Origin of the sequence: Lelliottia wanjuensis, assembly GCF_030238365.1 — a bacterium.
Taxonomy (GTDB): domain Bacteria; phylum Pseudomonadota; class Gammaproteobacteria; order Enterobacterales; family Enterobacteriaceae; genus Enterobacter; species Enterobacter wanjuensis.
The window spans coordinates 1-14179 of sequence record NZ_JASSOT010000058.1 but is presented as its reverse complement, the minus strand read 5'-3'; the positions used below and the strand labels follow the sequence as shown (position 1 = coordinate 14179).

Here is a 14179-nt window from a genome sequence, read left to right as displayed (position 1 = left end):
ACAAAGAACTTAAATAACTTGAAAGTTCCCCTTCGTTTACAATATCATAATAATGTAGTTCCCCACGATAATAGCCAACATTTAACAAGTAAAACAAAACAATGCTAACAAGTAAAATTAATGAAAAGTAAATTAAGAATTTCATCTCCAGTCCTTAATCCAGATTTCGAATGGCGGCTCTTACTGGATGGTATTTTTCATACAACCTCGTTCCGTAAGCTTGCCCTAAATTATTAGCTTCCATGTCTGATTTGGTGTCATCCCAGCTCCCTCCATTTATTAAATCATATGCTTCTCCCGCATATTGCGCTGTATCCGTTATAATTTGCATTGTATTATAACGTTTCCCTGCGCTATATGTAAAATGTTGAATTTTGTCGTATCCCGGGCTTGTGTGTGTTTTAGGAATAAGCGCCTCATAGATATGATAAAAAGCCAGTAGTTCTGACCTCATGTAGCTATCCTCCATATTTGTACCAAATATACTGACAATTTCATCAACAACCGAATCAGGATCTTTTGAGTTCTTTAGGAAATATTCAAATATCTTCACCATTAAATCCCTGTATATTAGCCTTGAATAATCCCCCTTACCTGCATTGCTTTCATTTTTTAAACACTCTAATGCATGTTTAATATATTTATTGGTGATTTCACTCGGGTTGTTTATCTTATCTATTGTTTCCTTCGATGTTTTAGATACACCGCCAGATCTTCTTTTTATATAATACCCAACCGTTAAGTTACGTTCTTTCGCTATTTTTTCAATCTCACTCAGGCCCAGTAAAATGGCCTGATTGCTCTGCTTGTTTATGGTGTAAATATTTAATTTTAAGTTAAATGAGCACGTATTGTCTTGTTCGGCACAGGTTTCTGATACGGTAGATTTTAAAGATATTTCTTTTGTTTTTATATCATCAAAAACGCTTAAATTTATTTTCTTAAGTTCAACACCCCGAATGTAAATGATTAGCATTACCTTAACGTGCCTATCATTAATACCAATTGACGCGATCGTTTTTGACGAGTCCAACTTCCCCGTAAGAGGCATTCCTATTTGGTCCATAAAAACAAGTTTATAATTGATGTATTGCTCATCCAAATACACAGGCAAATCAACAATCTTTACGGCCTCAGTATAATAATTCTTACTATTAATCATTTTCATCCTCTTGATCTAAGATGATATGAATACTGAATTTTTTCTTTCCATTTGTATAAATGGAATCAGTGTATCCATTTTCATCAGTTATGCCTGACGTTATCTCCCCTGATTCATCAATTAACAAATATCTTGCATGGGGAACAAAATTTCCGACTGTGTTGCTTAACTTAAATTGAAGATTATAGAAGGAGTGAATTTGCTGAATCATTTTTGATTCTATCGGTATTGTATTTGCTCCCGCCGCCATAGTCCTTTTCACTTTGCGCATATAGGTCGCTGTCGTGCCGTACTCGACCTTCCCGGCCTCAAGCTTCAGGTAACTGCCACCACCAATTAGGGTGATACGTTTTTTTCCGGCAAAGGAGATGTCACTCGCTGAGCTCAGCGTCAGCTTCTTCTCAGCGAACAAACGCATACTGGCGTTTTGCGCCTGGACATCTATTGGCCCTTCCCCGGATTTCAGGCTCAGTTGACCGGTGCGGGCAAAGAGCCCCAGCTTCTCCCCGGTCAAAGCGGTCGCATTGCCCATCACGCCAACACTGAAGTCTTCTCCGGCGTTAAGCGCAAGGTTCCGGCCAGCGGCCAGCTGCATATCTTCACCGCTGGTCAGAGCCATGCCTTCTGGCGCAGAGAAAAGCACCGCTTCATTGAGCGGTTTCAGTCGCTGCTCAAACATCTGTATCTGGCTGTCGACATCCCCTTTCAGCGCCAGGGCCTTTTCTGCGGCCATTTCCAGCTGTTGCAGTTGCTGATTAAGCCTGTCGATTTCCTTCAGCGCGGCATCCATATCAAGAGCATCACCCTGGGCTTTCGCCTGAGCATCCGCAGCGACAAAGAGTCCCTTTCCTGCTCTCAGGGTTCCCCACTCATCGGTGCGCAGCTCTGTGCCTTTACCGCGCAGTTGTCCCTTGCTGTCCACCAGGTTTCCGCTGTTGAGCTGCGTCTTGCCGTATTCCGTGGCGAGTTTGATGTGCTCCTCACCTCGCTTGTCTTCCATCCGTAATTTTGAGTTGGCAGGCGTCCGGAGGATGTTCCGGGTGTGATTGTCCCGGTTCACCAGGTCGGGATGCTCGGAGTCGTGCAAGGCATAGGCGATGTACGGCAGATCAATATCGCCATTGCTGTACGCAATCGCCACTTCGGTGCCATCGATGAGCGGCGTATGCCAGCCCAGCGTTTCACCGGAATAGGGCTTCGCCATCCGTAGCCATAGATAACCGTAACCGGGTTCCGTGCCTTCCCGGTCGAAGTCCAGCTTCACCCGATAGCGCCCCTGCTCGTCCAGGTGTGCGTAGATATCATTTTTTTCGCGACTTTCGATCCGGGCCGGAATCGTACCTGGGATGACCGGACGTGGGATCTCTGCCGGACGAAAGCAGTAACGTTCGGTGTAAGGCAGGCCCCAGACCGACACATGCAGACGGGAATCACGCGCACCCCGGAAGGTCAACAGCGTGAGGATCACACCCTCTTGCAGGGCCGTAATGACGTCGCCCTGCGGCTCCAGCACCTGCCCGGGTGTGAGGTGTGCAGCATTGCTGAACAGGTGAACACGGGCCGACCTGTTGAGCTCCCGCTCGTGGTGAAGTCGGGCGTAGAACGCGCCAGATTCAGTTTCCGGCTCCGGGCTGGCGTCATCACCCGCTTCACGATAAGGTGCCGCGTAACGGTAATGCTCTCCGGTGGTGACAGCATTATTACGCACGCTGACCGCCGCATTCATCGGCGTAGTGGCTGTCCGGTAGTTGTAATCACGCGTGGTGACAGTGCGGGTGGCAATGTTGTGCCAGGTCCGCACATCCCAGACCGATTCTGCTGCGCCGTCGAACAACCCCGAGGGCTCGCTGTAGGGCAACTGCACATCAAACTGGTAGTTAAGCTGGCTGTCGGCCAGTATGTAGGTATCCAGACCGCGCACGTCATCCATCATCGTGCGCCAGTAAATGCCCACCTCAGACAGAATGCGCTGGATGAATTGCAGATCCGTCTCCTGCCACTGAGTGATAATTTCACGCGGCGGGTACGTATGCTCCAGTTTGAATTCAAAATCGGGACCTTCCAGACCGTGTTTACGCAGCACCTGCTCAACCACCTCAGGAACGGACTGGTTCTGATATACCGCGCACTGTCGGGTGTATCCCAGGAGCGCCAGGCGCGAACTGAGCGTAAGCCGGTAGTGAGACTGATCCTTTGAGGTTGAAAGCCATTCCAGGCGGGTCACCATGCCGTGAACACTTTTACCGCTCCGCATCCGGAAAGAGGCATATTTCATCAGTACCGCTTCCGGGGGGATGTTCGCCTGAAGCGTGGTGAACTCGATGTCCCAGCTGAAGGGTTCGCTCAGTGCTTCCCTGCCGTAAAAGCGCAGAACATCCGGCTTCACTGAACTGTCATTGATATCCAGAAAATATCGGGTCTGTCCGTCAAAAAGCGCTAACCAGTTATCCATCACTTCACTCCTTCACCGGCACGAGGCTGAGCCAGCCATCACCCAGTTCAATCGTGCGGGGTTTGTCCGGGTCCAGGTCGTCACGGGTCAGTACCAGGCGCCAGCGGTTGTCCTTCTGATCCGGGCGGTTAAACAACCCCACTACAACCACGAACTGAGCGTCTTCATCCATGGGCATATTGAGTGTCATGCTGCCTTTGGGCATCACCAGCAGCGATTTTGACGCCAGTACGTCGTCTTTAAGTACCGTATCGGCATTACGCAACAGTGTCTGGTAATCGGCGGCATCAACCGCTTTACGATCCCTGAGCTGATAGACTCTCACCATCGTCGCCAGCGGTGTCTGTGCGCCATCGGCGTTAATAGCCGTACGCGGGGTAAAATCCAGATGCAGCGTTTTAATTTTTTTGTAGAAGATGGATTTCGTGATGCTGACCGTACCGTCCGTGACAGTCTGAGTCAGACCGCAGCCAGCGAGCAGGCTACAGGCAATAAGCGTCAGCGCCCACCAGCGGGTTACTGTTGCCATTCAAAAGTTCCTTTATTGAGAGTGGGAGTACGTGATTATTCGAAGCGGTAGTGCCCGTCTTCAGCGGACGGTAACGCAGAACATTGCAACCCTTCATAGCAGCCCAGATTGACGGTCAGACTCTCCCGACTATTGCTGAGCTTGCCAGCTTTCAGGCCCAGCAAGCCGGTGCGGCCCAGCTGGATACGTCTGCCCTTACCAAGGCGAGGCTCAGGCAGCAATCGTACAGGTACGGTGAGACGCAGTCGGGCGTCACTGCGGTAGCCGAGATAAACACGCAACAGGACCAGTAAATCGGTATGGAGAAAGCCACCAGGTAACCACCCTTCTGCTTCCTCCGGATCTTCTGTCTCCAGTGTCACCAGTACCCGACTGCATGCTTCTTTTGCGGTTTTACCCAGCGTGGCTCGCTGAGACAGACGGATCCGATTTTGGACACCCAGTCCGCTGCGGTTATCGATATGGACCTTAACCGGGTCGGGTTCGGTGATAATTGCCCGGGTATTCGGTGCCAGCAGACTCACCAGGGCCCGAATGCCTTCTGCATTGCGGGTGGGTAATCGCATGGTGCCCAGCAAGGCCAGAAAGCGGGAAACCGGCGTTGCCACCTGCTCAGCCGTGCCCGGTATACCGAGTCCCACCAGTCCCAACAGACACTGTGATGTGGCATCGCGGCCACCAGCCTCAAAGGTGGCCGGATAGGCGTATTTTCGCCAGATCCGATAGTACTGGGTGGTGATACGGTGGCTGAAAATATCCAGAAACGAGGTGACCGCCTCGTGCCCTTCGCGGCGCTGCGCAATGTCGTCCAGATAGGACGTTGGCAGAGGGGAGTCCACGCCATACATCCCCAAAAATGTCGTACGGACCGTTGGGGGCAATGTCGGGTTGTCTTCGTCGGTCTCCACCGCTTTGAGTGTACTGACCGGGAATCCCATACCAGGCCAGGGCCTGAATCGTACCGGATCGTTGGCCGGATGGCTGGTGGTGCCCAGTTTCGGCGCGTCCGGATTTTCCTGCTCCAGCAGCTGGCAGAAACGATAAAAATTGGCCCGCCAGATATCTTTGCTCAGGACTAATGTCAGCCCGGTACGTGCTGGCTGTGATTCTCGCGCCATCTCAGTCGTTTTCCTGTCGGTTGCAGCACCAGCGTGAGCTGGTTAAAGAGGTGAATATCCGCGTAGAGCGCAAAGAAGCGATGCAGCATCTCGCCGAAGAGATTCACATCGCCTTCGCCTGCAAAATTGTCCATGTTCAGCGTGACTTCTATGTCCACGCCCCGAAGCATAAAGCCCTTCTCAAAGCGTCGGATCAGGGTGTGCTTCACCGCGACGATAGCTTCGAGCCGACGGCGGTTCATTTCATCATCGGTCCAGTCGTACAGCGCCAGTGTTCCCCGCAGCACCTCAGGATTGTCCATCATGCTGAGGAAGTTTGAGCCGAGATGGCTCATCACTCGCCAGTGAAAACGGTCGTTTGCGGGCGGGTACAGCGGCATTGTCGGTGCTGTGACGTTCAGTACCCTGACGGGCACCTTCCCGGTTTTGACCACCCTGTCCAGCAGGGTACTTTCCAGTGCTTTACGCGGAAGCTGACCATTGGTACCGGTGATCCGCATCGAGAGCGACTCTGGTTTCTCAGACAGCTGCTCCAGTTCGAACGAGCGGCCGCCGAGGATCAACCAGGTGTCATACAGCCCAGAGGGACCCCGCTTCACACGGGTATGGAAATAACGCTCTGGTGCATCGTGGCGCATCATTCCGCCACGGTGCCGGAAGCTGGTGAAGGGTACATAAGGATGTTTGCCATTCTTCACCGCGCCATGGATATTATCGACGCTGTAAATCTCGGTGTGACCATCCTGAAGACGCAACGGCCTGAGCAGGTATTCGTTATCCAGCGGGTTAAGCGTCAGCGGGTCGGCTTCCAGGGTGAAGAGGTTGATGACCGGCGCACAGTGCAGCCGGAAGTTTTCCGTCTCAAAAGGCAGATCGGATGACCAGGCTTCACTGAGCACGATGTCGATTTCAAACCAGGAGCTGGCCTCAGTGAGCCCGATGGTGTCGAGACCACGCAGCTCAACAAACATAAATTTCGGACGGAAGCTAAAATATTCCAGCAGCAGCTGGTAACCGCTGAAGGCTGTATCTGCTTTCTTCCACAGGCCGTCATTGTCATCAAAGCCCATGGGTTTGCACCAGCCATCAAACTGATGGCGTTCGGTGTATGTCCCTGCATGGCGGGCATACATGGCGTGGACGCGACGGGTCATTGCCAGATGCAGTGCTGAACTGATCGGACTCTCTGCGTTGAGGAATATGGCGACTTTGTCGATCCCGGCTTTACTCCAGTCCACTTTTTCCGGGCATTCGAAGCGCAGACGGATAGCAGAGCGGCCATCGGTTTCAGTATGCAGGCGGGCGTCCGCAAGATGCAGTGGTTGCAGGGGAACATCGCGGGTCGTCCGATACTGACAGGCGGTTTTATGCGGCCCAACAGGGCGTGAAAGCACGGAGAAGCCTTCAGCCAGCATTTCGGCCTGACGCAGGCCACGCCAGTCTGGCGAGAATTCGACAATGGCCAGCGACGGGATGGTCCGCATATAGTGCGGCCACAGCAGACTCACCAGCCCTTCGGTCAGTTCCGGCAGGTCATCATCCAGTTTTTCACGCAGACGGCCCATCAGGAAGGCAAAACCTTCAAACAGACGTTCTACATAGGGATCGTGGGCGCCGGGTTTATCCAGATTAAGCATCGCTGCCCGATCAGGATGGGCTCGGGCAAACTCTTTACCCGCCTCACGCAGGTAGCGCATCTCAGCTTCGTAATAGCGTAGGGTTAAATCATCCATGCACGGCATTCCTGAAAATTTTTAAATAAAACATTAGCCACAGAGCACCATGGCACGGGCCGGATCGATGGCGATCAGACCCGCCAATAGCGTATCCATCTCAGGCATCAGACGGGCTTTATCGGATTCGCTGCGACCGGCTTTCAGGCGCAGCAGTTTCAGGCGGCGAGCCTGGACTTCAAACAACAGAGCGGGTTCCCAGTCTTCCAGTGTCAGCTGTGGTGCGCTGCTGGTCAGTTCGCCAAGCAGATGAAGCGCCATATCATTTCGTCCATACTGTTCTGCCACCCGGGCCATCAGCAGGCGTATCAGCCAGCGATGGCGTGGTGTGTCCATCCCCGGTCGGGACTGGAGCCAGGCAAGCGCCGCTTCAGGTCCTTCCGCGTCACCTTTTTCCATCGCTTCAGATTCAAGAAGCAGCACATCGTCGGACTGGCTGTTAACAACGGTGGTCGGTTCATCACCGTACAGCAGGCCTTCCTCATTCACTTTTTCAGCGATCCAGGCGGTGGTGACTTCATCAGCGAAGGGCGTTCCGTCATTCCATGCCAGCCCTTCAAGGCCCGGAAGGCGCTGAAGGAGGAGCCGCAGATCGAGAAGAACGGAGTCTGTCCAGGCATCCCACGGGTGACCGGCATGACTGAGCCCCTGCCAGAGATACCACTGGAGATCGAGCCAGAAATGATTCACCCCCTCGCAAAACATCTGGCTGGCCTGCTCAACCAGTTCAGTCCAGTTTTTCTGAAGGTAGAGCCGCTTGAGTTGAGCCCGGTACTCGGCCTTCGGCGGTACCAGACGGGTGCGCCCGCTACTGTCCAGCGGAGGGATCTGATCGACCGTGTCCCATCGCACAGTCTTAATCAGCCGGTGAGAGGCAAGCCAGCCCTGCGGCTGTTCACTCAGCCAGCGGGAAAGTAACTTTGCCTGGTCGAGCAAATCGCGACCAGATTTCACGGCTGACAGCTGCGGTGAATCTGAGTGGGCCGGTTCACGTCCATGCTCCTGGGCGCTGCTGTTCTGGGGGACCAGCGCGTCCATACCGCCTGAGCGAGCCAGGCGGTTTTCCAGTGCAGTACACAGGCCAGCAAAAGAAGGCTTTTCAGCTTCCGGCCAGTTGGCAACGGCAGACTCAAGCAGGTTTATGGCGCCGACTGTCAGACCGGCATCATTACTGTCGACTTCCGGCCATAAAGAGAGTGTGTCGATAATTTTTGTACTGTTCAGCCACTCCAGGGCCGCTTTACGGGCAACCGGGCGTTGTGGATGACAGGCCTGGCCGAAGCGGGTCAACATCGCGACAAGAAGCAGTAGGCCCTCAGACAAACCTTTTTCGCCGTCGCGGCTGAGGCGGGCCTGAATGTACCAGGTGACAACACGAATATCTTTGGCGCTTTCGCAAAGACACGTCCGGGCCAGTTCGCACAATCGTGCTGAATCGGTACCCGAAAGCTTATTGATCTCTTCACGCATCAGCTGAAAATTATCATCGTATGCGGGATCGTCGCCGGTTTCAGGGCCAGAGGTGAACGGGTGCAGCCAGTTATCCCAGAGCGACAGGGCGTCATTTGCCCGGGAGAGGAGACGCAGCCTTTCTTCTTCGCTGGTGGCACAGGCGGTTAACAGATCTTCCGGTGAACTCATTGATTTCCCCATTCATTACTAAATGAAACGTTAAACGCTTCTATTGATCATTGTTCCGGACAGTGGGCACCGTAATCGGTTACAGTAAAATCATCCCCCATTGTTATGACATTCAAAGAGATTCCACCTTCACGTTGATAATCAAAGTTACAGAATCCAAATCCAGTCCCAGAGCAAGAATCCACTTCGGTTATTCCTTCGGCATTTAAATCTTTGGCAATGGAGTCGCCCTGATCTGCTTCGATATTTTCAGCCTTCCATCCATAATTATTGAGCAATTTTCTGGCACTCTTAATATCTTTTCCGTAAATGTTTGGTACAGGTGCGATCCCATTACAAAATGGTTCTATCGGTGCAATTGGCTGAACACGAGCAATATTACCGTCATAAAACAAATCAGCTACTGCGGCCATACCCGGGAAAAATTCTCTCAGACGAAATGTGTTATTTATATTGGTTTTGGAAACTGCTCCCAAAGGCGAATTTGAGCCATCGGTGATTTTATCACCATAAATTAAAGCCTGGAGAGATCCCTTGCTATAAATTGCCACATTTCCATCTTTGACAAAGCAGGATCCGCTTGTACCATCCTCACCTTTGCTGAAAAAACCGACGATAGTCAAATCACCTTTAGAGATTTCACTAATCACTCTCCATCCCAGAGATGAAACAGCTTTTCCCTCGATAGTCCTGGGTGGATCTCTATCACAATTTAATACAGGCTCACCAGAAGGTGTTTCCTGAGGCGCTGCTGGCAATTTATTAATGGTGACAATATGCAAGCCTTCTACCGTTGATGATACTTTAGGTATATTTTCCGAAGCAGTGGATGAAAAAGTAGTTGTTAAAAAAAATAAATTGCAAACACATATTAAACAGTGTGTAAATCGACGGGTATAATTTAAAATCATAGATGCCACATGGTTTTTAAAGGTATAACGTTTCGCATGTGAAACGTTATGCGAAAAAATAATAAATTTTAATTTATTTTGCTGCTTACTCTTAATATAGCGTTGTCGTAAACAGGGTTTTGTTTTTCTTTTTTGGCTGCATTGTAGTAATTCAGGGCATCATTATACTGACCTTCCCCTTCGTATATTTTTCCTATATTATAATTTGCACCCGCCCGGATTGTTGCTGCATTTTTACCAGAGGCCAGTGTAATAGCTTTGCGGTTTGCCCATATAGCTTCAGCAGTACGACCAACCTTCTGATATACCAACCCGAGATTGCCATATGCTTTGCCATTTTCTGAATAGTTATTGACTGACTCTGTGAAAAACGAAATTGCCTCCTCATATTGCTTCCGACGGTATGATTCTTCACCCTTCAGATTCAGCGCATTTGAAATGTCAATTTGCTCAGCCCCCCAGTTTTGATGAGACAATGTTGCGTTGCTATTTAAAAGTGGCGTTAAAACATTATCGATATCACTGGCGCCGACAGAAATACCTTTTATATTGTTCACGTCTTCGATGGCACCATTTTCATTAACTTTAAAAACAGTCCATAAATTACCCGACTGGTCTTTAGGTACATAATATGTTCGAACTAACGACCCCCCAACATAAACAAACACTTTCGCTTCACTGTTAGATAAATTCTTGGTATCTGGATCAGACTTATCACTATAGTCGTGAACAGCATAAACATAGGGCTTCCCATTCTCACGTCTGGTTAACGTAATAGTTTCAGGTCCATAGCTATCTGTATCATCAACGTCAAGATTTCCATTATCGCCCAACTTATGGTCGAAGAAAATATGGTTTCCCGGATATACCATATGTGAATCAAGATCAGAAGGTGAACTTCCCCATCCCAAAACAACGCGCATACTATCAAGCCCTTTCATTGTCGGGCTTAATGCATAACTCATCCCACCACATGGGCATTTCGCCACCAGGGTTGAATATCCATTTTTCTTTATAATTATCAGACTTTCATTTGTGTCGGTTGTGATATTGCCAATCTGGGCGTTTCCGGAGTCATCACTTAAAGAAGAAATGGATTGCTCTCCGTTTCGCTGAATAACCACCTGCGCACCTGATATTTTTTTGTCCTTAACGACAGCGCTTAAGACTTCTACAGTATTACTTTCAGCATATCCAGCGAAACTGAATGAGATTGATAAGGCCAGTAAACTTAATTTAATTACACCCTTCATGTTTATCCTTAAATAACTACTATATTTCAATATAATTAAACCGACACATCTTAATTCAGGATGATTTGTCGATGTCCTTCATGAATCTGATGACGGCTTCCAGAGAATCGTCGTCCTTGCCATTGACGATTTGCGGTGGCTTCCACTTCAGCAACATACTTTTCTCTTCACCCTGAGTGGGTTTGCCCTTCCAGTAGCTTTGCCAGTGGGCTTTTCGGATATGGGGACGAAGGCGCCGATGGGGCGCGGAGGATCTGTCCCCGGAGGTACTTGCTTCCGATACTCGCGGTGCCTGTCTGAGCGCCGAACCGGCCCGGACACCCGCAAAAATTTGCACGGGTTTATCCGGAGGAATGAAGCGCTGATGCTTTCCGACGCGTCTGGGGGCTGGCCGGACGGGTTTCCCCTGCCTGCCCCATTCACTGTTTTCAGAGCAGAGCCAGAACAGCACCGGCAGTACCGCGTTCCAGAATCCATGGATCCCCTTCTCCTGCTGACTGATGGCTGTGGAAACAGGGTTGGTTAAGGCGAGGTACTCCATCCCTAATGGAATGTGCTCCCGGGAAAGCGGATCCTGAGACAGCGTCAGAGCGAGCAGCGCATCCGTCTGGTTATCATGATCGGCAAGGGTGAAGAAAGCGCCCATCAGAGCGCCCTGACCTTCGGCAAAGACCGTGTCAGCCGGAAAATCAAGCCAGAATCCCCAGAACGGCAGGCGGCGAAGCATTTCACCTGACAGAGCATCTGTCTGACGGGTTTCACCCAGGATCCGAAAGAGGGATTCATCGCAGTGAAGGAGTGTTTTACCGGTACGCCAGGCTGCAAGCGCCATATAAACGATATGTGGCGGGAAACGCTTCATGAGCACGGGGCTAAGAAACCCTTCCTTTGGCGCCGGATTATGCCTCAGCCAGTCACTGATCCAGGCCCGACACTGCCGAAAGGTCATAAACTGCCAGGGGGCCGGTGATTCAGGCTCCCGCCATTTATCAATCTTGCTGAAAATACCCGGGGACCAGCCTTCCACCTGTTTTGCGAAAGCGAGTGCCGGATGAAGTTTCCCGCCCATCGTTACTGGCGCTCTTCTGCGCCAGCGGCGACATTAAAGATAGCGTTGGGCAGCGTGAATCCCTGTAGCTTCAGCAAGGCAAGTGGGCCGTTGCCGAGCTCACTGCGCATCACAAACTTCAGAGGGTTGCCGTCGGCGGTGATCCACACCAGTTGCGTTCGGCTGGCATCAAGCGGGGTGATGAGAGCCTTGTCCAGCAGGCGAATGAAACCCCAGTTGCCCTGATTGTTAGCATAGAGCTGCATACCACTGTTCACGCTCCGCCAGCTGAGCGACACGCCTGGATACCAGGTATTCCCCGGCCAGGTGAAGCTCTGCCAGCTTTCCATCTGGTTGAAGTAATCCAGGTTTTGCTCATCAAGGGTAAGCTGCACTCTGGCAACATCCCGCGAAGGACGCGCCATCAGTTCGAAGTGAACCCCTGCATCGCCCTGAGAGAACATGATATCTGACAGTTCTGCCAGCTGGTTAATCGCCTGAAGGAAATCCGGGCTCACCACCATTCCCTGGCTTGCAGAAGGGTCAACGACCCAGCGATTGCCTTCCTGATGAAGGATCCCGCCAAGATTAGTTTTCAGGAAGGTAGTGATTCGACCCGAGTCGCTACGCAGGAACTGTGCCAGTAACGGCAGGGAGGCATCGCTGCCGGTGGCTTTAAACGGATACCGTCCCGCAAAGGCCTTATTCCACTGATCGACAATGGTTGTCTGCCAGCGGGCATTGAGGCTTCCCGCAGCCGGGGTAAGAACCTGCCGCCAGGCCAGATCCAGTGGTTGCACAAACAACGACTGGCCAAATCCGTTCCACTCCTGCCCCAGGCTTGCCGCAACCAGACTTCCATAATCGCGGGTGTCCGTCAGATCGATGGCTTTACCCTGGAACACGGTCTGGGCAAGCATCTGCGACATAGCCTGCGGATCCGGGGCGCTGGTGACCTGCTGAAGCTTCAGTCGTACCTGGGTAACACGGGCAAGCCAGGACTGGAAACTGAGATTACCGTTGCTACCGGTTCCCTCTTTACCTTCCATCAGACCCATCAGCGGTCCAAATACACCATCGAGCGGGCCTTTAGGGCCCTGCGCCTGTTCGATAAACTGTCTGGCATTTTTTTTCTGGCCGATCAGTTTCTTGGCCGAGTCCACTAACGAATCAGCCAGTGCCTCACCCTTTTGCCCTGTTTTTCCCTGCCAGGCCAGCGTGTTCATCAGAGCAACCAGCGGTGACTGGCGGACATCGCCGATCAGATTAAGCTGAGCGATTGCTTCAGAAAGTGACGTGGCTTCCTGCCACTGAATGCTGTTGACCATGTTCAGCCAGGCATTACCAAAATCGGTAAAATAGCGTTCTGTCAGACGGGCTTTCAGCGCCTCCGGGGAGATATCGCTCCCTGTCTGGTGCGTCTTATCCGTCAGGACCCAGTCAATTTCATCGCGACGGGTTTTGACAACCTCGTTAATCGCATCCTGAACCTGCTCTTCCCAGGCCTGACGCGTAAACATTCCCGGGACGACTTCGTCAGTGCTGAATACCGTTGAGGCATCGGTGTCGCCGGTCATATCTGCAAGGGTCAAATCAGGCCAGTTGCTGGCAACGCGCTTCAGCATGTCCTGGTATAACCCGGATTCAGCGTTACGCTGGCCTATCTGCTTGAGCAGGATCTGACGGACTGTGCTGATTAATTCAGCGTCGGGCTTAATTTTCCATTCCGGATGAGCCGGGAGGTTCTGTGCGTAGAAGCCCAGCAGTTTCGGTGCCAGGTCCTGCCATGTGCCATCCGGCACATTCTGACGTTTCGGCCAGGCGACCAGTACGTTTTTTGCCAGCCAGCCTGCGTCCGCTTTATCCGGACGGGCCAGCATCAGATAACTTTTCAGCATGTCATAGGTGTGCTGTGTGCCCTGCGTACGGGCATCACTGGCAGGAGGAAGTTGCACAAAGGCATTCAGCTGCTGCCTGAGACTCTCTGCTGTGGCATCCCTCATCAGCTGCGCGTTGTTTTTCGCATACAGCGGCCAGAGCGCGGCCAGCGTGTCGCTGTCCTGATTAAGACCAAAGCGGGTGTACCACGGAGCGCCGGTCACTTCACGATGTTGCAAACGGGCGATAGATTGCTGTAGTACGAGCTGGTTGTGCAGGCGTTCAGCCAGGGGTTTTGCAGTATCCGCTGCCTGCCTTGCCGTCTCCTGCGCCTCATAAATCTGAGCCCGGTTAACAACGAGCGACAGCAGAGTACCGGCTCCCCATAAAAGGATCAGGGAAAGCAGGAGTAATCGCAGCACCTTCAGCCAGTTGAAGCCCAGCTTTCTGCCGC

At 51.7% G+C, this 14179-nt stretch carries 10 protein-coding genes; all 10 read right to left on the bottom strand.

The annotated features are described in order from the left end of the window. Positions 1-154: 154 nt before the first annotated feature. The gene (locus QQF33_RS10580; RefSeq protein WP_285157777.1) at positions 155-1162 is read right to left on the bottom strand and encodes a hypothetical protein; all 1008 of its coding nucleotides are present in this window, start codon (positions 1160-1162) and stop codon (positions 155-157) included. After that, a complete protein-coding gene (locus QQF33_RS10575; protein ID WP_285157776.1) occupies positions 1155-3614 on the bottom strand; it encodes a type VI secretion system Vgr family protein in 2460 nt (819 codons plus the stop codon). The genes QQF33_RS10580 and QQF33_RS10575 overlap by 8 nt, the downstream gene beginning before the upstream one ends. A 4-nt stretch (positions 3615-3618) precedes the next feature. Continuing rightward, the gene (tssJ, locus tag QQF33_RS10570; RefSeq protein ID WP_285157775.1) at positions 3619-4143 is read right to left on the bottom strand and encodes a type VI secretion system lipoprotein TssJ; all 525 of its coding nucleotides are present in this window, start codon (positions 4141-4143) and stop codon (positions 3619-3621) included. A gap of 35 nt (positions 4144-4178) precedes the next feature. After that, the gene (gene tssG / locus QQF33_RS10565) at positions 4179-5261 is read right to left on the bottom strand and encodes a type VI secretion system baseplate subunit TssG (RefSeq protein ID WP_285157774.1); all 1083 of its coding nucleotides are present in this window, start codon (positions 5259-5261) and stop codon (positions 4179-4181) included. Further along, on the bottom strand, positions 5225-6994 hold the full coding sequence (gene tssF / locus QQF33_RS10560) for a type VI secretion system baseplate subunit TssF (RefSeq protein WP_285157773.1): 1770 nt from the start codon (positions 6992-6994) through the stop codon (positions 5225-5227). The genes tssG and tssF overlap by 37 nt, the downstream gene beginning before the upstream one ends. 33 nt (positions 6995-7027) lie before the next feature. Then, positions 7028-8635, bottom strand: coding sequence for a type VI secretion system protein TssA (gene tssA / locus QQF33_RS10555; RefSeq protein WP_285157772.1), 1608 nt, complete (start codon positions 8633-8635; stop codon positions 7028-7030). Positions 8636-8682: 47 nt separating this feature from the next. After that, complete coding sequence (locus tag QQF33_RS10550; RefSeq protein WP_285157771.1) at positions 8683-9546, bottom strand: PASTA domain-containing protein; 864 nt, start codon at positions 9544-9546, stop codon at positions 8683-8685. Between the two features lie 68 nt (positions 9547-9614). Further along, entirely contained in the window at positions 9615-10799 is a 1185-nt protein-coding gene (locus QQF33_RS10545; RefSeq protein WP_285157770.1) for a tetratricopeptide repeat protein, read from the bottom strand. A 55-nt stretch (positions 10800-10854) separates the two neighbouring features. Then, positions 10855-11868, bottom strand: a complete 1014-nt coding sequence (locus tag QQF33_RS10540) for an AcrVA2 family anti-CRISPR protein (protein ID WP_285157769.1) — start codon at positions 11866-11868, stop codon at positions 10855-10857. Between the two features lie 2 nt (positions 11869-11870). After that, positions 11871-14179, bottom strand: a 2309-nt coding sequence (locus QQF33_RS10535; protein WP_285157768.1) for an ImcF-related family protein, incomplete at its 5' end; no start/stop codon positions are given.

Coding starts and splice junctions, on each gene's coding strand:
- QQF33_RS10550 (WP_285157771.1), bottom strand. CDS start 9,546: ATGATTTTAAATTATACCCGTCGATTTACACACTGTTTAATATGTGTT.
- tssF (WP_285157773.1), bottom strand. CDS start 6,994: ATGGATGATTTAACCCTACGCTATTACGAAGCTGAGATGCGCTACCTG.
- tssA (WP_285157772.1), bottom strand. CDS start 8,635: ATGAGTTCACCGGAAGATCTGTTAACCGCCTGTGCCACCAGCGAAGAA.
- tssG (WP_285157774.1), bottom strand. CDS start 5,261: ATGGCGCGAGAATCACAGCCAGCACGTACCGGGCTGACATTAGTCCTG.
- QQF33_RS10540 (WP_285157769.1), bottom strand. CDS start 11,868: ATGGGCGGGAAACTTCATCCGGCACTCGCTTTCGCAAAACAGGTGGAA.
- QQF33_RS10575 (WP_285157776.1), bottom strand. CDS start 3,614: ATGGATAACTGGTTAGCGCTTTTTGACGGACAGACCCGATATTTTCTG.
- QQF33_RS10580 (WP_285157777.1), bottom strand. CDS start 1,162: ATGATTAATAGTAAGAATTATTATACTGAGGCCGTAAAGATTGTTGAT.
- tssJ (WP_285157775.1), bottom strand. CDS start 4,143: ATGGCAACAGTAACCCGCTGGTGGGCGCTGACGCTTATTGCCTGTAGC.
- QQF33_RS10545 (WP_285157770.1), bottom strand. CDS start 10,799: ATGAAGGGTGTAATTAAATTAAGTTTACTGGCCTTATCAATCTCATTC.